A 23,260-nucleotide genomic window follows, 5' to 3' on the forward strand; every position below is an offset into this window, starting at 1 on the left:
CTTCCGCTTCTGTCGATGTCGCCGCGCAAGGTGATCGCGATCCTGACGGGCGCCTTCCGCCACATGCAGGAGGGCGGCACGCTCTACCAGTTCACCTACGGACCGCGCTGCCCGGTGCCGCGGCCGATCCTCGACCGTCTCGGGCTGAAGGCGAGCCTGGTCGGGCGCACCGCGCTCAATATTCCGCCGGCATCTGTTTATCGCATCCGGCGGCGTCCGTGGACGCACGCCGGCATCAACCTTGCGGAATAGCTCGGGGCGAGGACGATTGCGGGAGCAGGGCGACGTAGTCGCCGGTCTTGGCGCCGTAGTCGATGTGATAGGAGTGCTCGTACATGTCGAGGGCCAGGATCGGCGTTGCACCCGCAGCGTGTGGCAATGATCGGACGCCCATTGGTTGGTGAACTTCCGATCGCGCGGTGACCAGGTCAGCAGCACCCAGCCGGAGCCGCCGCCCAGTGCCTTGTATTGCATTTGTCGCTTTCCTGAACTACGACGTCTCCAGGGGAACCACAGTCTCCCCTTGAGGCTTCGGTCCAAGAACTGTGCAACGCTCGACGTGTCGAGGATTTGCACATATGGACGAAAGCGGACCTCCGATTTTTCCCGCGGACTTCATGCTTGGAAGGCAATCAAAGCGCCAGTGAGGCTCTTTGAACGATCTGTGCCGTCCCGATATTGCAGGAGCTCTGCCTATGTCTCATCCGCAACGCCGAAGGGCCATCCTCGCTGCCACACTGTTCTTGATGGGAGTAAGTGCCATGTCAAAGGATGCGATCAGCTTCGAGAGTTCGGAGACCGGGGCCGCGCCCCAGGGCTGGACTTCCACCCTCACAGGAACTGGCGCCCCAAAATGGACGGTCGAAAGCGATGCGACGGCACCGTCCAAATCGAAGGTGCTCAGGCAATCCGGCCGCGCGACTTACCCGCTGCTGCTGAAGAACGACACCAGCATCAAGGACGGTTTTGTCGAGATCAAGTTCAAGGCCGTCGCGGGATCGCAGGATCGCGCCGCCGGCATCGTCTGGCGGGCGAAGGATGCGAACAACTACTACGTCGCCCGGGCCAATGCCCTCGAGGACAATGTCGTTCTCTACAGGACCGTCAATGGGGTTCGCAGTCCGCTCGACATCGTCGGGCGCAAGGGAGGATACGGGATTGACGCAAAGGTTCCGTCGGACACCTGGCATAGCCTGCGCGTCGACTTCAGCGGCCCCCGCTTCCGCGTGTCCTTCAATGGCAAACAACTGTTCGAGGTCGAGGATGCCACCTTCGCTGATGCCGGCAAGGTCGGGCTCTGGACCAAGGCCGACAGCGTGACGCTCTTCGATGATATCACCTACGGCGAAGCGCAGAGGTGATCTGGCGCGGCCGTTCTGGATGAGCCCGCCAGTCGCGACCAACCGCCTGATGGGTGAGAAAATCGCGGGAAGCGCAAGGCTCTATCGCCGCTTCGCTACCTTTGAAGTCCCGGTGAAGGATTTGAGCAGGCGCAGGTCGCTCGACGCCTCCGCGAGCAGCCAGTCACGGAATGTCGCAATCTTCGGAAGTGACGCGGTCGCTTTGGGGCAGACGATCCAGTAGCTTTTCGATAATGGCAGGGATTCCGGGAAGGGCAGTGCCAGCCGGCCGTTGATCAGGTCCCAGGCTCCTAATGTCGTGCGAGCCAGGGCGATGCCCTGGCCGTTGATTGCGGCGTCGATGACCATGCTGGCACGATTGAGCACCGGGCCATGCGTGACATCGGCGTCGTCAATGCCGACACCACGCAGCCAATTTGCCCAGTCGGATCTGCTGTCGAGGTGGATCAGGGGAAATTTCAGGATGTCCGCGACCCCGCCGATGCGGCGGCGGCCGGACAGCAGCTTGGGACTGCATACGGCAAAGAGCCGTTCTGTGCAGAGCCTCGTGGCATCGAGGCCCGGCCAGTTTCCATCGCCATGGCGCACCGCAAGGTCGACCTCCTCGCGCGCAAAATCGACGTGATGCATCGTTGCCGAGACGCGGAGATCGATTCCCGAATGCGCTTCCGCGAAATTGCCCAGTCGGTGCACCAGCCATTTGGCGGCAAAATCCGGGGACGTGCTGACCGTGAGCACGCCTGCGTTCTGTCGCTGCAACAGGCGCTCGGTGCCTGCGGAAATTCGATCCAGCGCATCGCGGATCACCGCGAGATAGTCGCGGCCCGCTTCCGTGATGATCAGGCGCTGGCGCTCGCGGCTGAACAGCTTGATCGCGAGCTCCGTCTCGAGCGCCTTGACCTGATGGCTGACCGCACCTTGCGTGACGCACAGCTCCTCGGCGGCCCGCGTGAAGCTCTCGTGGCGGGCCGCGGCTTCGAAGGCCTTCAGTGCGTTCAATGGCGGCAAACGCGGGCGCATCGCGAAAGTCCGGAAGATCATGAGAAAATCTAGGGCTGGCCCGAGAAAGGATGCTTTGCGGCCTTCGCCCTAGCGGCCTTATGCAGGCGGCAATGACGCGAAATCATGCGATCCGGAGCCAACAAATGTCAATATCTTTTGCCGATCGAAGCTTCTTGGCGCGAGTTCGGGGCAGCGCGACGGTCGTGGGTCATAAGCAAAATTCATGGCTAACGATGATCGACAGATGCCTCGCCGGCAGCGAGCGGGCGCACCAGCGCGCTGATCTCCGCACGATTGCTGACGACCCTCATCTCCTTGCCGATCTCGGGCTCACCCGGGAGGAGGCTTTGGAGCAGGCCAACAAGCCGTTCTGGCGCTGATCGAGCTCAGTGACCGGAAGCCAACCGGGAGAAGAAGACATGTCCGAGACCATCGTTTACGGCTTTCCCCGCAGCACGTTCGTCAACATCGTGCGGCTCGTCCTCACCCACAAGGATGTGGTCTACCGCTTCGAGGACCTCGAGCCTGTGATGGGCAGGAGCGAGCATCTCGCGCTTCATCCGTTCAATCGCGTTCCGATCTTCCGGCACGGCGACTTCACCGTCTACGAGACGCGCGCCATCGTCGGCTACATCGATGAGGTGTTCGCGGGGGCACGGTTGACGCCGCAGGACCCGCACGCACGGGCGCGCATGAATCAATGGATCGGTGTCGTCGATTCCTACGTCTATCCCTACATGATCTACCATGTGACCCACGAGCGGCTGGTGTTTCCCGAGCTCGGGATTGCATCCGACGAGAAGGTGGTGGCGCACGCACTGCCCAGGGTCGAGAACGCACTCGTGACCATCGAGCGCGAGCTTGCCGATGGTCGGGACTACCTCCTCGGTCCAGAGCTCTCGATCGCGGATTTCTATCTCTTGCCGAGCACCTTTGCGTTCAGCCTGACGGAGGAAGGCAAGGCCATGTACCCGAAATTTCCGGCCTTCTGTCGATGGCGGGAGCGCATGGAGAGCCTGCCGACGACGCAGAAGCTGCGCGCGATCCTGCCGCCGCGCGAGCCCATTGCACATGCCCGCGAGTGGGCGAAGTCACACCGCCCGCGATATTAACCGGGGCCAGGGCCGGTTTGCGGGGTGAGGACGATCTAGGTGCTTCCGCTTCTGTCGATGTCGCCGCGCAAGGTGATCGCGATCCTGACGGGCGCCTTCCGCCACATGCAGGAGGGCGGCACGCTCTACCAGTTCACCTACGGACCGCGCTGCCCGGTGCCGCGGCCGATCCTCGACCGTCTCGGGCTGAAGGCGAGCCTGGTCGGGCGCACCGCGCTCAATATTCCGCCGGCATCGGTCTATCGCATCCGGCGGCGGCACCGGTTGCAGGCGGTGTCCTAAAGCATGATCCGGAAAAGTGCGAAGCGTAGATCATGCGCAAACAACAACCTAAAGCGCGATGACGATTCATTCCAATCTCATCGCGCTTTAGAACTTCATGCGGAAGTTTGCACGGACGCTGTTGTCGGTGACGCCCGAGCCGAACTGGCCGTTGTAGGAAACCCCGAGCGTGGCGTTGTTGCTGATGGCGAGGTCGAGGCCGGTGTCGATGGCGGCCGCGTTTCTGGCGATGGGAACACCCCAGACGGTGAACGCGCTGCTGCCCGCGAACCGCAGGTTCGATTGCGGCGTCATGTCGCCGAAGGCGTGACGCCAGCCGAGCGAGCCGGTGGCCGTGGCGATAAGGCCGCCAAGGTTGAAGCTGGTCGAGCCGCGCAGACCGAGCGTCGAGAAGGAGGTGTCGGTGCTTCCGCTCCGGCCTGTGAGCGCCGCGGCGCCGCCATGCTCGCTGAAGCCGTTCGTGTGCAGGTTCACATAAGCGAGGTTGGCGAAGGGCTCGAAGGTGACGGCGCCAGTCTTCACGTCGTAGCCGAGTTCGCCGAACGCCTGCGTCGTGCCCGCGTTGTAATGGCCCTTGAGGCTGTCCGAGAAGCCGGAGAACGCGACCGAGCGGCTGCTGGAGATGTTGTGCCACGTATAGGCGGCACCCGAGCGGAAGGCGAGATTGCCCCACTGGTTGCCTGCATAGAGGCCGAGCGTGTAATTGTCGCTCGTGCCCGACGAGCTGCGATCCTTCACATTGAAGTCGGTGTGGCCAATGCCCCCGAGGATGCCGACCCGCCAGCTATCGAATAGCTGACCATCGGCGCCGATGAAGAAGCCGCCGGTCGCGCGGCCGAGTTTTGCCGCGTTGCCGTCGCCGGCGGTGGTGCCCCAGGAGCCGAAGGCCCTGGCCCAGGTCACGGCCTCGGCGCCATCACAGCCCGTGCCCGAACGGCCATCGGCATTGCCGGTCGCGAACGTGGTCGTGCCGCCCGAGATGCCGCAGCGTCCCGACCGCAATCGGTCGAGGGCCGCATCGCGCACGAAACGGCTGTCTTCGATCAGTGCCGTCTTGGCCGAGGCGTGGACTTCGCCGGAGAGCTGGTCGAAGGCTCTGCGCGCGGTCGCGGTGTCGAGCTGGACGACGGCGTCCCAGATGGAATTGCCAAGACCCAGCGTCTCCACACCGCCGCCGGCGGCCCGCTGGTTCACCGTGCCGCCGACGTCGGCGAAGTCGGTATTGTTGCGGGTCATCGTCAGATAGACGTCGCTGGCGTCATAGCTGAGCGAGGGCGTCAGGAAGGCCAGGTTCGAGATGACCCCGCCGAACGTGCCCGTCCTGCCGCCACCCGTCGTGCTGAGGATGGTGTAGGTGGTGCTGGGCGCATAGTTGCCCGAGCCCGCCAGCACATTGACTGTGCCGCCGTTGATTGTGATCGCGCCCGTGGCGATGATGCGACTGCCCTGGCCGGCAGCGTTGACGGCGACTTGATAGATCGAGCCGGCATTGAACGTGACATTGCCGGCCACGCTCATCGTGCCGATGCCGCCATTTTGGCCCGGCGCAATGGTCGCGCCGCTGTTGATCGTCAGGTCGCCGGAGGAGCCGATGCCCGTGAACAGGCCGCCCGAGACTGTGACGGCGCCGGTGATCGTGCCGTTGTTGGTCGTCGTTCCGGCGCTCTGCGTCAGGCTGCCGTTGATCGTGCCGTCGTTGTTGACGATGCCCGCCGTGTTGAAATTGCCGTTCCAGGTCGCACCAGGGCTGTTGGTGATGGTTCCGGTGTTGGATGCGACATTGGCATTGTAGATCGCATTGTTGGTGACGAGCCCGGCATTGGCGAGATCGTCGGTCACCGTGCCGTTGTTGGTGATCACCCCGTTGGCCGTATTGATGATGCCGACAGCGGTTGTCAGCGAGCCGCCCGCGGCGACCGTGACGCCGCCGCTGTTGGTCAGTCCAGCGAATGTGGTGTTGCCACCGTTCGCCACTATGAGGGTTGCGCCGCTGGCGTTGGCGAAGGTGTCATTGCCGACGACAGCACCGCCGATGGTGAAGATACCGGCATTGTTGACGATCGCGCCATTGAGTTGGCCGCCATTGACGTTCACGGACCCGGAATTGGTCACGCCGCCAGAGAGGCTGCCGGCCATCTGGATCAAGACCGCCCCGGCGTTATTGGTGACGCTGCCCGCCACCGTGCCAACGTTCACGATGGTGGCATTGTTGACGATGCCCGCATTCGCCGTCAGCGATCCACCTGAGGCCACGCCGATGCCGCCGCCATTCGTCAAGATCCCCGCGAGGGTGTAGTTGCCGGTTGCGGCCACCGTGAGGCTCGCGCCACTGGCGTTGTCAAACGTGCTGTTGCTGGTCACGGTACCGCCGACATTGAAGCGGCCGCCGGCATGGTTGACCATCGCGCCATTGAGCGCGCCGCCGTTGGCATTCACGGTGCCGTCGTTGGTCACGCCGCCTGAGACGCTGCCGCCCGTCTGAGTGAAGACCGCTCCGGCGTTATTGGTGACGCTGCCCGCCACCGTGCCGGCGTTCGCGAAGGTGGCATGGTTGGTGACGTCGGAGGTGATGCCACCCGTCGCGGCAATCGCCAGCCTGCCGCCGTTGATCATGGTGGCGCCGGTGTAGGTGTTCATCGCCGAGAGCGTCAGCGTGCCGTCTCCGTTCTTGGTCAGACTCTTGCCGTCCCAGCCGCTGGCGAAGGTTCCGCTCTGGTCCGTGAGCGCCACGCCGACAGTGAACGCGTCGGTGGCATTCGTCAGGGTGAAGACGCCATTACCCAGCGCCGTGCCGGCGTTCCAGGTCAGGTCCGTGTGGACGATATAGTCGTTCCCGCTGATCCGCCCCCCGACTGTCAGATAATCGACTGGGCTCGACGAGCCGCCGATGCTGACATTTGCGAAGTCACCGGTGATGCCGCCGGTCGTGTGGATCACCGTATATTGCGTTCCGGTATAGCCGGCGACGTTCAGCGTTCCGTCCAGGGATGCGGTCGCCGCGGTGATGGCGGGATCGTTGGCGCCAATGGCAACGTTCAGCGTCGAGCCCGCGCTTTGTGTGAAGGCTCCGGCCACAACGAGCTGCGCGGTGCCGTCGACGGCCGTGCTTCCGCCGCTCCCGGTCGTATAGCTTGCCGCGGTGAATGTCCCGGTCTGGCCGAACTCGAGCGTGCCGCCGCTGACCGTAACTGCGCCCACCGAGCTGCCGCTGCCGGTGAGGATGGTTCTGCCGGAGCCGATCTGGTTGACCGCGCCCGTGCCGGTGACGGTTCCCCCGAAAGTCATGGTGTTGCTACGATTGAATTCCAGCGTGCCATGATTGACGATGGCACCCGTGACGGAGCCTGTGGTGCCGCCATTGCCAATCCGCAGCGTGCCGCCCGAGATGGTGGTGCCGCCCGTGTAGGTGCTGGCGCCGGTCAAGGTCAGCACACCGTTACCGGCCTTGATGAATGCGCCCGCACCGGAGAGCACGCCGCCATAGGAAGCATTGGCGGTCTGATCGAAGGTCACCGACGCGCCCGATCCAATGTCCGCATTACCGGTGAAGCGCTCGGCGGCGGTGAGAAGCCCTCCGGACTGTATCCCCCAGTCGAGACTCGAATTCCCGGTGAGCGTGAGCTTGCCCGAGCCCTGTTTGATCATAATGCCGGAAGTGCCGCCATAGCCGCCGATATTGCCGGCGAAGGTTCCGTCACTCGCCTGGTCAAAGGCGGCAAAAGCGACGTTGCTGACGCCGATATTGCCCGAGATCGAGCTGGCATTGCCGATCAGCAGACCTTCAGCAACCAGTGTGTTGCCGTAGGCATTGCCGGCGTTGTTGAGGTACAGTGTGCCCGATAAGCCTGTCTTGATCAGATCGCCGGGGCCTGACACCACGCCGGTCAGGTAGAGCGCCGAGCGATCCACGATGTCGATCTCGCCAGCCTGCTGCAATGAAATCGCCCGGGCAATGCTGAAGGTCCCTGATGTGGCCAGCCTGCCGCCATTGAAGGTCAGGGCGCCCGACGTGCCGCCCAGATTGGCGTCGGAGATGATGGAAATCGTGCCGCCGGCGATCGTTGTGCCGCCCGTATGGGTGTTGGTGCCGGTCAGAGACAGCGTGCCCGAGCCGGCTTTGACCAGACTGCCACCGACACCACCCGATATGCCGCCATCCTGAATCGTGCCGCTGACGGCGTAATCGACATTACTTGTGAGGGTCAGCTCGTTGGCGCCAAGCTTGAATGTTCCGGATTCATGAATGTCGCCGGCGCTGATCTTGTGATCCCCGTTGGGACCGCTTGTACCCGAGAAGTCGACAACGTCGCCCGCACTGAAATTGATGAACGCAGCGTTGCCGGGGTTGCTGTTACCGTAGAAAAATATCGAGCTTCCGTAGTTATTGGTGATGATCGCATTGCCGGCGGTGCTCGTGTCCTGGAATGTCGTGTAGCCACCGCCCTCATTTAGAATGAGGGCGCTGCCAGCCGTACTGTTGTTCAAAAACAATGTCACACTGCCATTGCGGATTACCGCAGTGCCGGCGTCGCCGACGGTTCCTTCTGTTGTGTTTGCCTGGAAGTGCACTTCCTGGCCGGGGGTGACATTGTCGATGATCACGTTTGGAACGGGATTGGGATTGGCGGTGCTGCCATCATAGATGACGATCTGCGCAGAAGCAGGCGCAGCGGCGACCATAGCCAGACCAGTGGCTGCAACGAGCGGCGCAAGGATCGTGGTCAGCACAGTGGAGAGCTTGAGGGCTCCTGAAGGAAGCGCCGCCTTGCAACGGGATGCCGGCTGGGATTTCGCCTGAAATGGCGCGCGCTGGTTAGCGCCCGACTGTTTGAAAGCGGCGCGTCTTGCCGCAGCTTGCCACGTCGTCACCGCATACTTCCCCCGGCCGTTGTCGAGACATTGGTGGCAATTCAGTCCCTAAACGAATTCCGCCGGCATCGATCGAATCCCCAAGATGTGTCGCGATGGACACGTTCGTCATACTCTGCGATAGATCGCCGTCTGACTATTACCCCTACGGGTAGTCGGAGCATAAACAACGTTCGCGGGCTGACGCATTGTGAGGCCGGGTGCGCTCGCGCGGGAACGTGAATGGTCTGCAAATCTGAAATCGGCTTGGAATTCGTCGTCAGGAATGCGTGGTGGACAGGGACAGCAAACTCGATCTTGAAATCATCCGTCTCTATGAGTCCGAACCCGATCTGCACAAATTGCCGTTCGCCCTGTTCGAGGCCATCGGCCCTCTCATCGATGCGGACGTCGTGAGTTTCACCGAGTTCCATCATCCGAGCAGAGACTTTCGTGCCCTGATATCCGTCGAGGATGAGCCGGAGAACCGCACACGTGCGATGCAGGCATTTGCGCGGCACATGCACTCGCATCCGTTCTGGCAGCATGATCCCGCCTTCTATGGCGAGCGGGCCTTGCGTGAGTCGGATTTCTTCACCGACGAAGAGTTCGCCCAGCTTCCAATGGCGCGGGAAGCGTTTCTGCCCTCCAATGCGCGCCGGATCATGGGGATCGTGCTGGAATACTCGGGCTATGCCGTTTCGATTACCGGTCACCGTATCGTAGGACGATCGCCGTTCAGCGACGCGGACCGCGACCGGCTGCAAGGGCTGCGTCCGCATATTCTGCGCTGCTATCGTCAGGCGCAGGACCGGACGCTCGCCAAACTGACGCCGGCCGACCGGCTGCGTCTGGCGTTTCCGGCGCTCACGCCGCGCCAGGTCGAGGTGGCGTCCTGCATTGCCCAGGGCAAATCCAACGAGGAGATCGCCAATGCTCTCGGAGTTGGTCTCGACGCCATCAAGGCGCATATCAAGGCGATCAACAGCAAGGTCGATTCCGACAGCCGTCGCGCGGCCATCGTCATCGCCCACACGGCCCCTCCCTTTGCCGACATGCCACCGTTATGGAAGCTCGATCTGAAGAGCTGGAGCGGACGAAGCCAGTAAACCTATCGGGGGATGCGCGATGGATCGCGCAATGTCCGCGCGAAACAAAAACCCGCAACGGATTGCTCCGCGCGGGTGAACTTTCGATGGTGCCAGTATGCCGGTGTTTTGCCCGACGAGTCAAAGGTGCTCGTAGGTTGCCAATAGGGCCACATGCATGATGGTTCGCGGATCGGTGAACGGTGACGTTCAAACGTCCAACGTATGCCCGGGACAAGCCCGAGCGTACGTTGAAACTGCAATTTGCAGAACTACTGTCGTGCCGCGCCGCTGGCTCCGGGGATTTGTCCCCCGAACTTTGACGAGCCGGTGCCACTGACGCTCGTCGGCCCGCCGGCCGTCCCATTCGGGTCGGTCCTGGCCGCGGTCCGGCCGGGGCCGTGCATCATGTTCATTGAATTGAACCACCCGTGGTGGTGATGGCGTTTGGCGCTGTGGGCCGAGGCATAGCCGGTCGAGCAGGCCAGTAAGATCGCCAAAGTAAGCGTTGCTGTTTTCATCTGGGTTTCCTCTCCAGTTGAGGAAACTGCATGGGCAAGCGACTTGTTCCAAGGCGGCGATCAACCGGACCGAAATCCAAGCGATCACGCCATATCGGAAGAGCGTTGAAGTGCGCTGCTCACGGCCACTTCGGATGAAGGTCGGCGAGGACGGAGAGCATGGCCTCTACTCCGCTGCGTGGTCCTGGACGAGGGCCGGAGGCGCCTCGCTGCGCTTGGTCGGCCTGCGTGGTGTGGCAAAGCGTGCGTAGAGCGCCGGGAGCACGACGAGCGTGAGCAGCGTTGCCGTGAGGAGGCCGCCGATCACCACGGTTGCGAGCGGCTTTTGCACCTCGGCGCCGGTGCCGGTCGCAAGCGCCATCGGCACGAAGCCGAGCGAGGCGACGAGCGCGGTCATCGCGACGGGACGGAAGCGCGTCAAGGCGCCTTCGCCGATGGCGCGCTTCGGCTCCATGCCTTCGGCGATCAGCTTGCGGATCTGCGTCAGCATCACGAGCCCGTTCAGCACGGCGACGCCCGAGAGCGCGATGAAGCCGACGGCCGCCGAGATCGAGAACGGCATGCCGCGCAGCCATAGGGCCGCGATCCCGCCGGTGAGCGCAAGCGGCACGGCGCTGAAGACGAGCAGCGCGTCGCGCGCCGAGCCGAGGGCCCCGAGCAGCAGCAAATAAATCAGGGCGAAGACCGCAGGCACCACGAACACCAGCCGCTGTCGGGCGACGGCAAAATTCTCGAACTGGCCGCCCCAGGCCAGATAGCTGCCGGGCCGCAGCGTCACCTGCTCGGCGACCTTTGCCTGGGCCTCGGAGGCCAGCGAGCCGATGTCGCGGCCTCGGACCTCGGCGGTGGCGACGACGCGCCGCTTGCCGTTCTCGCGGCTGATCTGGTTGTAGCCGGTGGTCTGCTCGAACGAGGCGATCGTCCGCAGCGGGATCGAGGCCGCCGGAGCGTCGGGATTGGCGCGCGGAAGCGGAACGGGCAGCTCCTCCAGCGTCGGAATGTCGTTCCGCTGCGCGTCGGCGAGGCGTACCACGATCTTGAAGCGACGGTCGCCCTCGAAGACGAGGCCGGCATCGGTGCCGCCGATGGCCGTCTGCATCAGATCCTGCACGGCTGCGAGGCTGAGCCCGCGCCGCGCGATCTCGGCCTTGTCGATCTTGATCTCCAGGAAGGGCAGGCCGGAGGTCTCCTCGACCTTGACGTTCTCGGCGCCGTCGATCTTGCGGACCACGTCGGCGATCTGGCCCGCGGTCCGCTGCATCTGGGCAAAATCGTCGCCGAACACCTTGACCGCCAGATCCTCTCGGACGCCGGCAATCAGCTCGTTGAACCGCATCTCGATCGGCTGCGAGAATCCCACCTTGTTGCCCGGCAGCTTTCCGGCCTCGGTCTCGATCTTCTTGATCAGATCATCCTTGGTCATGGCGGGATCGGGCCATTCGTCCTGCGCCTTGACGATGATGTAGGTGTCCGACGCGTTCGGCGGCATGGGATCGGCGGCGAGATCGGGCGTGCCTGTACGCGAGAACACGAAGGCGACCTCGGGAAGCTTGCTGATCTGTCGTTCGATCAGCAGCTGCATGGCCTGCGACTGCGCCAGCGCGGTGCTCGGGACGCGCTTCACTTCCATGACGATGTTCTTCTCGTCCAGCGTCGGCGTGAACTCCTGGCCAAGACGCGTGAACAGCAGCGCGGCGCCGACGAAGAGCAGAGCTGCGACGGCAACGATAGGGATGGGCCGCGCGATCGCACCCGAGAGCAGCGGCGCGTACCAGCGCTTCAACGTCCGGACGAGGACGTTCTCGCGCTCGTTGACGAGGCCGCCGATCGAGATCGCCACGGCGGCCGGGACGAATGTCAGCGAGATCACGAAAGCCACGGCCAGCGCGATCATCACCGTCAAGGCCATGGGTTCGAACGTCTTGCCCTCGACGCCGGTGAAGGCGAGCAGCGGCGTATAAACCAGGATGATGATGATCTGGCCGTAGACCGACGGGCGGATCATCTCGGAGGTCGAAACCTTCACGGTGTCGAGGCGCTCTTCCAGCGACAGCACGCGGCCGAGCGCGCGCTGGCGTTCGGCGAGATGGCGCAGGCTGTTCTCGGCGATGATGACGGCGCCATCGACGATCAGGCCGAAGTCGAGCGCGCCGAGGCTCATCAGATTGGCGCTGATGCGTCCTTGCAGCATCCCCGTCGCGGTGATGAGCATGGTGATGGGGATGACGCAGGCGGTGACGAGGGCGGCGCGGAAGTTGCCGAGCAGCAGGAATAGCACGGCGACGACGAGCAGGGCGCCCTCAGCCAGATTCTTGGCGACGGTATGGATCGTGGCATCGACAAGCTGGGTCCGGTTGAGGACGGTGCGGGCATGGATGCCCGGCGGCAGGGTCTTGCTGATGTCCTTGATCTTGGCGTCGGCGGCCGCGGCGACGGTGCGGCTGTTGCCGCCGATCAGCATCAAGGCGGTGCCGAGCACGACCTCGCGGCCGTTGACGCTCGCACTGCCGGTGCGCAGCTCCTTTCCGATCGAGACATCCGCGAGGTCCCTGATGCGAACGGGAACGCCACCGCGCGTCGTCACGACGATCTGCTCGATGTCTTCCAGAGTCTCGACGCGGCCGGCGGCCCGCACGACGAGGCCTTCGCCGTTCTGCTCGATGTAGTTGGCGCCGCGCGTGGTGTTGTTCGCCTCGATCGCGTCCACGACCTGCTTGAAGGAGAGACCATAGGCGACCAGTCTTGCCGGGTCCGGCTGCACCTGGAACTGCTTGACGAAGCCGCCGATCGCGTCCGCCCCGGCGACGCCGGGAACGGTCTTCATCTGCGGCCGGACGATCCAGTCCTGCACGGTGCGCAAATAGACGGTGCGCTGGAAATCGTCGGTCAGCCGCTCGCCTTCGGGCGTGAGATAGCTGCCGTCGCTCTGCCATCCCGGTTGTCCGTCCCGGACCGGCACGGATGCGCCCGGCTTCTCGTACTCGACGGCCCACCAGTAGATTTCGCCGAGGCCGGTCGAAACCGGCCCCATCCGGACATCGACGCCGGGTGGCAGGCTGCCCTTGGCTTCGTTCAGACGTTCCGTGACGAGCTGCCGCGCAAAATAGATGTTGGTGCGGTCGGCGAACACGGCCGTGATCTGCGCAAAACCGTTGCGCGAAAAGGACCGTGTCGACTCCAAACCTGGCATTCCCGCGAGCGCGGTCTCGAGCGTGACGGTGACCTGTTTCTCGATCTCGACGGGCGTGAGAGCCGGCGCGGTCGCGTTGATCTGGACCTGGACGTTGGTGACGTCAGGCACCGCGTCGATGGGAAGACGCGTCAGCGACCAGAATCCGGTCGCTGCCAGGGCGAGAGTCGCCAGCAGAACCAGCCATCGCCGCCGGACGGAGAATTCGACGATCCGTTCGATCATCGCTCAGTCCTCATCGCTGGGCTTGGAGAGCTCGGCCTTGAGCGAAAACGTGTTCGAACTGGCAACGGTCTCGCCGGCCGAAAGCCCCGACACGATCTCGACGACAGGACCGTCGCGTCGTCCCAGAACGATGTCGCGTTTTTCGAACCCTTCCTTGGTCCGGACAAAGACGGCCTTGCGGCCATCCACCGTCTGGACGGCGGAGAACGGAACTGCGACGGCGACGTCACGGCGTTCGACCGCGATGCCCGCGGTGATGAACGAGCCGGGCCGCCAACGGCCATCGGCATTTCCGAGCGAGGCGACCACGCGGGCCGCGCGCGTCTCCTTGTCGAGGAGGGGGCTGACGAAGACGATCTTGCCGGAGCCGGCTTCCGTCATGCCGCGCAGCGCGATCTCGACCGACTGGCCTTCCTTCACCAGCGGCAGATCGGTCGAGGAAACCGCCAGCTCGACCCAGACGCGGCTCAGATCGACGATGACGAACAGCTCCGTTTCAAGACTGTCCCGGCCCACTGCGGTGCCAGCTTCGACCTTGCGTTCGGCGATACGTCCGGAGATCGGCGCCCGGATGTTCTGACTGCGCAGCGTTCCGTCGGGAGCCTGCGGCAAGCCTGCGATCTCCGTGTCGGTCACGCCAAGCGCCATCAGCTTCTGGCGCGCGATGCCGAACCGCATCTCGGTTTGCGCCGCCGCGTTGCGCGATTTGATGTATTGCTGCTCGGGGATTGCGCGGCCTTCCGACAGCGACTTGTCGCGCGCCGTCAGTTCCTGCTGCAACTCGTTGGAGAGTTTTGCTGAAAGGTATTCGCTCTTGGCGTCGGCGACCTCGCGGCTCTCCAGAACGGCCAAGACCTCGTCCTTGACGACGTCGTCGCCGATGTTCTTGCGCAGTTCGGCGACCGTGCCCGACAGCTTCACCGAAACATGAGCGACCCGTCCGGCATCGGGCACGATGGTGCCCGGTACCATCAGCCGCCGCGCGATCGGGGCGGGACCGGCCTCGCGCAGTTCGATCTCGGCGAGCTTGATGCGCGCATCGTCCATGACGATCACGGACGGCTTACCGCCGTCCGGCTTGGCGGGCGCGGATTGTGCGAACGCCTGCGGGTTGACGCCGGTGACGGCGAGCAGGACCGACAGAATCGCCGCGGCCGAATGGGGGGCCGAGAACATCGAAAGCTCCGCCTTACAGATATCGCGAGATCGCCTTGAACTCGGCGAGCACGTTCTTGGGCGATTTGCCGGAACCGCCATTGGCGGCCGCGTCGAGGCAGTGATCGACGTGATCGTGGATCAGCGCTTTCTTCGCCTCGGAGATCGCCTTCTCGACGGCGTGGAGCTGCTGCGCGAGATCGAGGCATGACCGGCCGTCGTCGAACATGCCGATGACCCTGCGCAGATGCCCCTCGGCGCGTTTGAGCCGCTTGACGATGTCCGGGTGCCTTTCGTGGATGTGCTGTGCCATGGTTATATCCTATCCCCTGGGAGGGGATAGCTCATAACAACGGCACAGCCAAGCCTCGTGCCGGTCAGGATTGTCGCAGCGCAAATACCGCCTTCGCTTGCAGGCCCCGGTCCGCCGCAGCCGGGGGTGGTTCCGCAAAGGAGATGTTTCACTGTTCGCGTGATCACTGCATTCATCGTCGCGAGGCCAGCTTGTCCGTCTGAAACGAAAACACCCGCGACGGACGGCTCCGCGCGGGTGTGACGAACTCTCGATGATGCCAGTATGCCGGTGTTTTGCCCGACGTGTCAAAGCTGCGCACGCGGAGCCGGCAGCCTCAACATCACCGAGCCGAAGAGCATAATGATTCCAACACCCCCGCTACTGTGCATGGGGTTGTTTTCGCACTTTTTTGTTTGGCGCTGCCGAAATGGCCCGCTTCAGCGCCGTCCGCGTGGCGCCTCGGCCTTGGCGGGCTGGTCGGTCTGCGGGCCGCAGGTAGCCGCGCCGAGCGTCGCCTGCGCCTGCGGCATCAGGCCGGGCTCGGCGGCGAGCGCCTTCATCACGATCAGGCCGGTGGTGCTGGGGGAGTCGATGATCAGGCGGTCGGCGGCGGTGACCTCTTCGTCCTCCGGCAGCTCCTCGTGCTGCGCTTCGGTCATCAGGTCGAGCTCGATCACCTTCTTGCCGGCCGAGCGATCGTTGATGGCGTAATAGGCGATCTCGTTGCGGGTGTAGAACGACACCGAGGTGTAGGCCTGGCTCACCGGCACGGTCAGCTTGATCGGGCCGCCCGAGAGGTCGTAGCGGCAGATCGCCAGTGCAAAAGCCGGATCCATGAACGGCATTGGCGAGGTCTGCGGATCGGCGAGGGGCAGCTGCGTCACGCCGTTGAGCTTGGTCATCGGCGTCAGCCGCGAATAGGCGTCCTGCGTCGCGATCCGCGGCAGCGCCAGCACGCTGACGAGGTGGACCACGAGGCCCAGCACCACGCCGGCAACGATGGTGAAGGCGAGGCGGATCATGAGCAGCCCACCGTCGAGATGGTGGGCATCGGCGCATCGCGCTGGGTGCGCGTGGCGACGCCGACGGGGGTGTCGTAAAGGCGCAGCATCAGGGCGTAGCGCTCGATGCCGCCGGTCGGCAGCCAGTTGCCGGCGCGCGAGCGCGAGGCGATGCGGATCTCGAACGTGCCGTCGGACGACCGCACGATCTCCTGGCTGGTGAAGCCGTAGCGCTGCAGCGAGTTGGCGACGAGATGGCCCTTGCGGTCGTAGAGCGTCAGCGTCCAGAACCGCGCCGGCGGCGTCACGCCGGAGACGATCACGTCGCAGCGGCCGTCGAGCGCCTTCTTCTTGTCGTCGGCGGTGGCGGTGAAGGCGACGCCGTCGCCGGTGCCGATCGGCAGCTCGCCGTTGCGCACGATGGTGGCGCGCGAATAGGGATCGACGTCGGCGGTGCCGGTGCGCGGCCTCGCGGTCCAGGCTCCGATGGTCAGCGCGCCGATCTCGGTGCCGCGCGTCGTCGTCATCCAGGTGGCGCCGACGCCGACCACGGTCGCGAGCAGAAGGGCCGTCAATGTGATCAGGATCAGCCGCACGGGTTTCGATCAGTTCTTGCGCGGAGCGGATGCGTTCGCATTCTCTTCCGCATAATTCTGCGGGAAGGCGAGTGCGCTCGATGCCGAGGACGGCTTGGCCGTCTTGCTGTCATCAGCCGTCGATTTGGTCGCGGTCCTGGCGGCGTCGTCGAGCATCTTCTCGACCCGCACCAGGATGTCGGCGCCGCGCTTGGTCAGCACGGGCGGCGGACCGGGCTTGGTCTCCAGCACCTTCGGCGCTGCGCTGGCCTGCGCGTTCGCGTCCTTCGGCTGCGGCGGCAGCTTCTGGCCCATGCCGATGCCGGGGATCTCCCGAACCTCGACGCCCTGATGCGCGGCGACCATGATGTCGTGCCAGGTCTGCGCCGGCAGCGAGCCGCCGGTCATGCGGTTGGTCGGCGAATAGTCGTCGTTGCCGTACCAGACCGCGCAGGTGAAATTGCCGGTGTAGCCGACGAACCAGGCGTCGCGATACGCATTGGTCGTGCCGGTCTTGCCCGCGGTCGGAATGCCGTCGAGCGCGGCGCGGCGCGCGGTGCCTTCGCTGACAACGTGGCTCATCATGCCCGCCATGTCGGCGGCGATGTTCGGCGGAATAGCCTGCTTCGGCTTCGGACCGTCGCGGTCCCAGCGCCAGACCAGATCGCCGGCGCCGGTGCGCACCTCCAGCACCGAATGCGGCGTCACCGACTTGCCGCGGTTGGGGAAGGTCGCGTAGGCGACCGCGTGCTCGAGCACGGTGACTTCGTCGGAGCCGATCGGCAGCGAGGGCGTGTCGGGCAGCGGCGCCTTGAGGCCGAAGCGGCGCGCGACCTCGACGATCTTGGCGCGCCCGATCTTGGCCGGGTTCGGCGCCTTCGGCTGTTCCTTCTGGCCGATCGCGATCGACAGCTTCACCGGCACGACGTTGATCGAGCGCGTGATTGCCTGCGTCAGCGTCACCGAGCCGGAATAGGAATGGCCATAGTTCTGCGGGCACCAATTGCCGATGCAGACCGGGCCGTCGACCACGATCGAGTTCGGCGTGAAGCCGTTCAGCAGCGCGGTGGTGTAGACGTAAGGCTTGAACGAGGAGCCGGGCTGGCGATAGGCGTCGGTGGCGCGGTTGAACTGGCTGGCGCCGTAGTCGCGGCCGCCGACCATGGCGCGGATGCCGCCGTCGAGATCGGAGACCACGGTTGCGGCCTGGGTCGCGTGATAATCGCGGCCGAACTGGCGCAGCTGGTTCTCGATCGCGTCCTCCGCCGCCTTCTGCACGTTGGCGTCGATGGCGAGGCGTACCACGAAGACGCGCTCGACGTAGGATTTCGGGAAGGTGTCGACCAGCTTGCGCATCTCGTCGAAGGCGTAGTCGAGATAATAGTTCGGCGAAGCCTCGTCGCGGCGATCGACGGCGAAGGCGGGGTTGCGGCGGGCGCCGAACACCTGGCCCTCGGTCATGAAGCCGGCATCGACGAGATTGTCGAGCACGACGTTGGCGCGGGCACGCGCCGCGGGCAGGTTGATGTGTGGGGCGTATTTGGTCGGCGCCTTGAACAGGCCGGCGAGCATCGCCGCTTCCGAAAGCGTCACGTCGCGTGCCGACTTGTTGAAATAGAAGTGGGCTGCGCCATCGACGCCGAAAGTGCCGCCGCCCATGTAAGCGCGGTCGAGATAGAGCTTGAGGATCTCGTTCTTGGTCAGGCGCCATTCCAGCCAGATCGCGAGGAAGGCCTCGTTGACCTTGCGCTCGATGGTGCGCTCGTTGCTCAGGAACAGGTTCTTGGCGAGCTGCTGGGTGATCGAGGAGCCGCCCTGGCGGACGCCGCCGGCTTGCGCGTTGGTGACGAGAGCGCGCGCGGTGCCGGCGATGTCGATGCCGAAATGCTCGTAGAAGCGGCGGTCTTCGGTCGCCAGCGTCGCCTTGATCAGGACGTCCGGAAAATCTTCCAGCGGAATGGAGTCGTTGTGCTTGATGCCGCGGCTGCCGATCGGGTTGCCGTAGCGGTCGAGGAAGCTCACGGCGAGATCGGACTTCTTCAGCCAGTCCTCGTCCGCGGTCTCGCGGAAGGCGGGGATGGCGAGCGTGAGCATCACGACCAGGCCGCCGAGCCCGAGGGTCGCGGCCTCCGACAGCGGCTCGATGAACACCCAGCGCTTCCACCGCCCGACATAGAAGCGGTCCATGAAGGTCGAGTAGCGCTCGTAGAGCTCGCGGATGCCCTTGGCCGAGGAGAACAGCGAGGAGTCGATGCGCGCATCGAGATCCAGGAAGAAATTCCGGACCTTCTGCTTCCAATACGGTGGTATGATCTGGCGCACCTAGAACCCTTGAGGCTTGGTTCGAAAGCGTTCAAGCACCCGGCCGGGGGCGGCATCGAGACGTCTTGAGGGAATGTTGCGGCAAACCCAAGGCGCCCGGTTCGCGTCCTCTGGGGACTCTGTGTTCCTTCTAGCCGAGCAGGGCCCATAAACCAATGGTCAGGCTCGCGATTTTGAACAACAGGCCTAATCGAACCCCGGTTCATTACGGGCGTTCCGGGGACGTTGCTTGCAGCGTCACGGCCGCACGGCCTAGATGGGTTAGCCGTAGCTCTTTCGAATCTTGTTGAGGCGCATGACCGCAGCTCCCAAACGACCTTCCGGCCAGGAAGGATTCTTCTGGAAAACCAAGACGTTGGAAGAGATGTCTGGGGAGGAATGGGAAAGCCTGTGCGACGGCTGCGGCCGCTGCTGCCTGAACAAGCTGGAGGATGAGGACACCGGCCAGATCTATTTCACCCATATCGGCTGCAAGCTGCTCGATGGCGCGACCTGCGCCTGCAAGGACTACCCGAATCGTTCCGACAAGGTTCCGGACTGCGTCCGCCTGACCCCGGCCAATGTCCGCACCCTGAACTGGCTGCCGCCAAGCTGCGGCTACAAGCTCGTCGCCGAGGGGCGCGACCTCTATTGGTGGCACCCGCTGGTGTCGGGCGATCCCAACACCGTTCATGAAGCCGGTGTCTCCGTACGCGGCCGGGTCGAGGGCAGCGAGGAAGAGGTCCCGGACGAGGAGCTCGAGGACCACATCGTGCAATGGCCGGCGGTGCTGCCGAAGCGGGCACGCCTGAAGCGACGTCCGAAGGACTGATCCGTCGTTTGGCTCTGTTGGCTATCACGTCTTCGGGATGACCCGGGGGCGGGATGCACCCATGCGCCGCGGTGCCTGCCTGGGAAGAACTTTCCTCTCTACATTGGATGCATAGAACGAATCCTTCGCGGCGTTGCGCCGCCCCATGCGTCCGATCGAGATGAACAAGTTCGACCGGCAGAGCAGTTCTGCCGACATCCAGGCATTGCCCGACGACATCGCCGAGGAGCTCTCCCGACTTCCGAGCGAGGTTATCAGCGTCGACGACGCGCCCTCGCTCGCGCCGCCGGCGCCACTGGGGCAGGACGAGGTCCGCACCATCGTCATCAGCCTGATGCTGACGATGTTCCTGGCCGCCCTCGACCAGACCATCGTCGCGACCGCGCTGCCGACCATCGGACGTCAGTTCCAGGATGTCTCGAACCTGTCCTGGGTCATCACCGCCTATCTGCTCGCCTCGACCGCTGTCGCGCCGGTGTTCGGCACGCTCAGCGACATCTACGGCCGCAAGGCCATGATCATCACTTCGCTGAGCCTGTTCGTGACTGGCTCGATCCTATGCGCGATCGCACCGAACATGCCGATGCTGATCCTCGCGCGCGGCCTTCAGGGGCTTGGCGGCGGCGGCATCATGCCCGTCGTGCAGACGGTGATCTCCGACGTCGTGAGCCCGCGCGAGCGCGGGCAGTACCAGGCCTATTTCTCCAGCGTCTGGATGGTCGGAGGTATCCTCGGCCCCGTCATCGGCGGCGTGTTCGCCGAGCATCTGCACTGGTCGATGATCTTCTGGATCAACCTTCCGCTCACGGCCGCGGCGCTCGCGCTGCTGCTGCCGAAGATGAAGAAGATCCCGGTGTTCCACCGCAAGCGCAAAGTCGACTGGCTCGGCGGCGTGCTGCTGATGGCCTCCGCCGTGGTCTTCATGCTGGTGCTGACCTGGGGCGGCACGCGCTATCCCTGGCTGTCGCCGACCGTGCTCGCGATGGTCGGAGGCGCGGTCGCGCTCGCTGTCACCTTCATCTGGCACGCGCGGCGTGCTGACGAGCCGTTCCTGCCGCTGCCGCTGCTCGGTGGATCGGTGGTGCCGTTCGGCCTGACCGCAGGCGGCTGTGCGCTCGGCGCGATCACGGGCCTCACCGTGCAACTGCCGCTCTATTACGAGTCGGTCTACCATCTGAGTGCCAGCGAGGCCGGTCTTGCGCTGATTCCGCTCGCGGCGGTCTCGACCTGCGGTGCGGCGATCGCCGGCCGCACCATGGCGCGTGCCAAGCACTACAAGCGCGTCGCCATCGTCGGCACGTCCTGGGCCGCACTGTGCGGCGTTGGTCTCACGGTCACCACCTTGCCGCTGTGGGGGCTGCTGACGCTGATGGCCGCGTTCGCGCTCGGCCTTGGTACGACCTTCCCGGTCTGCGTGGTCTCGATCCAGAATTCGGTCTCGCGGCCGCAAGTCGGCACCATCACCGGCGCGCTGAATTTCTTCCGCTCGTTGATGTCCTCGTTCACGGTCGCGGCCTTCGCAGCGATCCTGCTGATTGCGCTCGGTGCCGACGTGCCGCTTGCCGGCGAACATCATGTCGCAGGCGGCATTCCTGCGATCCCCACAGAGGACATGCGGCACGCATTCCGCTACGTCTTCGGCGCCGCCACCGCGCTGATGACGGGCGCTGCGCTCTGTCTGATCATGATGGAGGAGCGGCCGCTGGCCGGTCCGACCGTCACGCAGCAGGTGGAGATGGCCGAGTAGAGTAGGGGTTAGCCCCCGCGGTCGGGATCGTCGTCGGCATTGCCTGCGCCCGTCTTCCGCGCTTTCGCCGCGAGCTGTTCCTTCAGCCGCGCCAGCGCATCGGCAGACCAATCCCTGATATCGGTGACCGCGACCCAGGCATCGACGTAATGCTCGGGCGCGTAGACATGGCCAAAGCCCATCGGGGTATTGGTCGCGACCGCCATGTCGAGGGCGAGCTGCAGCATCGTCACGATCGGATACCATCGCAGCTCCGGTGAGACATCGGGTCCGCGCGGCGCGCTCATCCAGGCCGGGGCCTGAAAGGCATCGCGATAGGCGAAGAACGTGATCGCGTCGCTGGCATATTGCAGGTAGACGACGCGCATCGGGCCCCAGGGCGCATCAGGCGGCACCGTCGGCCCGTTCTGGTTCATGAAGCGCACGAAGCGGCTGTCGCGGAATTCCGGCAGCCACGCCGGCGAGCCAGGGTTGCGGTTCGCGGTGACCGAGCGCCAGATGCGGCTCTCGAACGGTGGCCCGCTCCAGAGCGCGCCGGCAATGGGATCGCCGATCGTCTCGAACAGCTCCGCGGATTTTTCCGAGTTCATGGCGCCGAGGCTGAGCCCGTGAAGGTACAGCTTCGGTCGCTTGTCCTTCGGCAAGCTCGTCCAGTAGCCGTAGATTTCCGCGAACAGCGCGCGCGCCGCCTCTGCGCCGTATTCTGGCTGAAACAGCAGCGACAGCGGGCTGTTGAGGTAGGAATATTGCATCGCGACGCTCGCGACATCGCCGTGGTGGAGATATTCGACCGTGTCCATCGCGGACGGATCGATCCAGCCGGTCCCGGTCGGCGTGATCACGATCAGGATCTTGCGATCAAAGCCGTGCTGGCGCTTGAGCTCCTCGAGCGCGAGCTTCGCGCGCGCCTGCGCCGTATCTTGCGCAGCGAGGCCGACATAGACGCGCACGGGGGCCTGCGCGGGCCGTCCGGTGACGGCGCTGATCTCGGTTGCGGTCGGGCCCGAGGCGATGAACCGGCGCCCCATGCGCCCGAGCTCTTGCCACTTCACCAGTGATGCCGGGCTTCCGGTCCGGCCGGGATCAGTCGGCTGTGGCCGCTCGGGCTCGAGCAGGACGTCGAGCTCGCGGAAGGAGGAGTCGAGCGCGTTGAACGCCGTGCGGATCAGGACATTGCTGGCGATCGACCAGAACAGCAGGCCTGCAACCACGACGCCAATGACGTTCGCGACCTTGCGCGGAATGACGCGTCGGATGCGCGCCGCGAGGAAGCGGGCGACGGTCGCGAACAACCGCCCCAGCACCAGCAGCACCATGAACGTGACGAGGGCGATGGCGCAGACCTTGAAGGGATGCGCGGTCTCGACCGGCGCCATCTCCATCACGGCTCGGATCGAGTTCTGCCATTCGGCGGCGCGCCAGAGATAGATGACGACGACAATCAGGCAGCCGGCCGCGACCAGCGCATTGGCCTGCGAGCGCAGGCGCGGCGAGGGCTCGGGCAGTTCGAGATAGTGCCACAGCCAGCGCCAGAGGTTGCCGGCGAGGTAGCCGATCGCAAAGCAGGCGCCGGCGAGGGCGCCCTGGGTGAGATAGCTCCGCGGCACCAGCGTCGGCGTCAGTGCGGCCGCGAAGAACAGGGCGCCCAGCATGAGGCCGACGCCGGTCAGCGAGACCAATTGTCGCCGAATGAGCCAAGCCAGATTCTTCAAAGCACCCATCGAG

General features: G+C 64.6%; 15 protein-coding genes and 3 pseudogenes. 8 read left to right on the plus strand and 10 right to left on the minus strand.

Annotated features, from left to right (window positions below):
* Positions 1–252: pseudogene (locus tag JQ603_RS27585) on the plus strand (SAM-dependent methyltransferase); the annotation flags it as partial.
* On the opposite strand, the pseudogene JQ603_RS27590 reads toward JQ603_RS27585, so the two are convergent.
* A pseudogene (locus JQ603_RS27590) lies at positions 236–465 on the minus strand (Fe-Mn family superoxide dismutase); the annotation flags it as partial. The pseudogenes JQ603_RS27585 and JQ603_RS27590 overlap by 17 nt on opposite strands.
* 188 nt (positions 466–653) lie before the next feature.
* Between JQ603_RS27590 and JQ603_RS27595 the strand changes: the two are divergent.
* Entirely contained in the window at positions 654–1,361 is a 708-nt protein-coding gene (locus JQ603_RS27595) for a family 16 glycoside hydrolase (protein WP_245003898.1), read from the plus strand.
* 81 nt (positions 1,362–1,442) lie between these two features.
* Here JQ603_RS27595 and JQ603_RS27600 read toward each other — a convergent pair whose 3' ends face one another.
* Positions 1,443–2,381 carry a transcriptional regulator GcvA gene (locus JQ603_RS27600; protein WP_212343897.1) on the minus strand — a complete coding sequence of 313 codons (939 nt, stop codon included), beginning with the start codon at positions 2,379–2,381 and terminating at the stop codon, positions 1,443–1,445.
* 215 nt (positions 2,382–2,596) lie between these two features.
* Between JQ603_RS27600 and JQ603_RS27605 the strand changes: the two genes are divergently transcribed.
* From JQ603_RS27605 to JQ603_RS27615, 3 genes and pseudogenes are all read left to right on the plus strand, one after another.
* Positions 2,597–2,743, plus strand: coding sequence for a DUF1127 domain-containing protein (locus JQ603_RS27605; protein WP_212343899.1), 147 nt, complete (start codon positions 2,597–2,599; stop codon positions 2,741–2,743).
* 39 nt (positions 2,744–2,782) lie between these two features.
* Positions 2,783–3,475, plus strand: a complete 693-nt coding sequence (locus JQ603_RS27610; RefSeq protein ID WP_212343901.1) for a glutathione S-transferase family protein — start codon at positions 2,783–2,785, stop codon at positions 3,473–3,475.
* 42 nt (positions 3,476–3,517) lie between these two features.
* Positions 3,518–3,757: pseudogene (locus tag JQ603_RS27615) on the plus strand (SAM-dependent methyltransferase); the annotation flags it as partial.
* 87 nt (positions 3,758–3,844) lie between these two features.
* Here the strand turns inward: JQ603_RS27615 and JQ603_RS38125 are convergent.
* Complete coding sequence (locus JQ603_RS38125; protein WP_212343903.1) at positions 3,845–8,485, minus strand: autotransporter domain-containing protein; 4,641 nt, start codon at positions 8,483–8,485, stop codon at positions 3,845–3,847.
* Positions 8,486–8,898: 413 nt separating this feature from the next.
* Here JQ603_RS38125 and JQ603_RS27625 point away from each other — a divergent pair, with 413 nt between their 5' ends.
* Entirely contained in the window at positions 8,899–9,714 is an 816-nt protein-coding gene (locus JQ603_RS27625; RefSeq protein ID WP_212343905.1) for a helix-turn-helix transcriptional regulator, read from the plus strand.
* 666 nt (positions 9,715–10,380) lie between these two features.
* On the opposite strand, the gene JQ603_RS27630 is transcribed toward JQ603_RS27625, so the two are convergent.
* The 6 genes from JQ603_RS27630 to JQ603_RS27655 form a co-directional block, all read right to left on the minus strand.
* Entirely contained in the window at positions 10,381–13,629 is a 3,249-nt protein-coding gene (locus JQ603_RS27630; RefSeq protein WP_212343907.1) for an efflux RND transporter permease subunit, read from the minus strand.
* 3 nt (positions 13,630–13,632) lie between these two features.
* The gene (locus JQ603_RS27635; RefSeq protein ID WP_212343909.1) at positions 13,633–14,805 is read right to left on the minus strand and encodes an efflux RND transporter periplasmic adaptor subunit; all 1,173 of its coding nucleotides are present in this window, start codon (positions 14,803–14,805) and stop codon (positions 13,633–13,635) included.
* Positions 14,806–14,818: 13 nt separating this feature from the next.
* A complete protein-coding gene (locus JQ603_RS27640) occupies positions 14,819–15,097 on the minus strand; it encodes a metal-sensing transcriptional repressor (RefSeq protein ID WP_212343915.1) in 279 nt (92 codons plus the stop codon).
* A 419-nt stretch (positions 15,098–15,516) separates the two neighbouring features.
* A complete protein-coding gene (locus tag JQ603_RS27645; RefSeq protein WP_212343916.1) occupies positions 15,517–16,101 on the minus strand; it encodes a DUF1254 domain-containing protein in 585 nt (194 codons plus the stop codon).
* A complete protein-coding gene (locus JQ603_RS27650) occupies positions 16,098–16,676 on the minus strand; it encodes a DUF1214 domain-containing protein (RefSeq protein ID WP_211410405.1) in 579 nt (192 codons plus the stop codon). Before JQ603_RS27650 ends, JQ603_RS27645 begins: the two co-directional genes overlap by 4 nt.
* Positions 16,677–16,685: 9 nt before the next feature.
* Complete coding sequence (locus tag JQ603_RS27655) at positions 16,686–18,977, minus strand: transglycosylase domain-containing protein (protein WP_212343918.1); 2,292 nt, start codon at positions 18,975–18,977, stop codon at positions 16,686–16,688.
* Between the two features lie 295 nt (positions 18,978–19,272).
* Here JQ603_RS27655 and JQ603_RS27660 point away from each other — a divergent pair, with 295 nt between their 5' ends.
* Both JQ603_RS27660 and JQ603_RS27665 read left to right on the plus strand, forming a co-directional pair.
* A complete protein-coding gene (locus tag JQ603_RS27660) occupies positions 19,273–19,788 on the plus strand; it encodes a YcgN family cysteine cluster protein (protein ID WP_212343919.1) in 516 nt (171 codons plus the stop codon).
* A 160-nt stretch (positions 19,789–19,948) separates the two neighbouring features.
* Complete coding sequence (locus JQ603_RS27665; RefSeq protein ID WP_212344636.1) at positions 19,949–21,535, plus strand: MDR family MFS transporter; 1,587 nt, start codon at positions 19,949–19,951, stop codon at positions 21,533–21,535.
* A gap of 8 nt (positions 21,536–21,543) precedes the next feature.
* Here JQ603_RS27665 and JQ603_RS27670 read toward each other — a convergent pair whose 3' ends face one another.
* Complete coding sequence (locus JQ603_RS27670) at positions 21,544–23,256, minus strand: alpha/beta hydrolase (protein WP_245003899.1); 1,713 nt, start codon at positions 23,254–23,256, stop codon at positions 21,544–21,546.
* Positions 23,257–23,260 lie beyond the last annotated feature (4 nt).

It is taken from the genome of Bradyrhizobium liaoningense (assembly GCF_018130825.1).
Lineage (GTDB): Bacteria > Pseudomonadota > Alphaproteobacteria > Rhizobiales > Xanthobacteraceae > Bradyrhizobium > Bradyrhizobium liaoningense_B.

Bases quoted from the DNA above. Each gene is read 5' to 3' on its own strand.
- JQ603_RS27610 (WP_212343901.1), top strand. From the start codon at position 2,783: ATGTCCGAGACCATCGTTTACGGCTTTCCCCGCAGCACGTTCGTCAAC.
- JQ603_RS27660 (WP_212343919.1), top strand. From the start codon at position 19,273: ATGACCGCAGCTCCCAAACGACCTTCCGGCCAGGAAGGATTCTTCTGG.
- JQ603_RS27600 (WP_212343897.1), bottom strand. From the start codon at position 2,381: ATGCGCCCGCGTTTGCCGCCATTGAACGCACTGAAGGCCTTCGAAGCC.
- JQ603_RS27665 (WP_212344636.1), top strand. From the start codon at position 19,949: ATGAACAAGTTCGACCGGCAGAGCAGTTCTGCCGACATCCAGGCATTG.
- JQ603_RS27630 (WP_212343907.1), bottom strand. From the start codon at position 13,629: ATGATCGAACGGATCGTCGAATTCTCCGTCCGGCGGCGATGGCTGGTT.
- JQ603_RS27640 (WP_212343915.1), bottom strand. From the start codon at position 15,097: ATGGCACAGCACATCCACGAAAGGCACCCGGACATCGTCAAGCGGCTC.
- JQ603_RS27645 (WP_212343916.1), bottom strand. From the start codon at position 16,101: ATGATCCGCCTCGCCTTCACCATCGTTGCCGGCGTGGTGCTGGGCCTC.
- JQ603_RS27605 (WP_212343899.1), top strand. From the start codon at position 2,597: ATGATCGACAGATGCCTCGCCGGCAGCGAGCGGGCGCACCAGCGCGCT.
- JQ603_RS27635 (WP_212343909.1), bottom strand. From the start codon at position 14,805: ATGTTCTCGGCCCCCCATTCGGCCGCGGCGATTCTGTCGGTCCTGCTC.
- JQ603_RS27670 (WP_245003899.1), bottom strand. From the start codon at position 23,256: ATGGGTGCTTTGAAGAATCTGGCTTGGCTCATTCGGCGACAATTGGTC.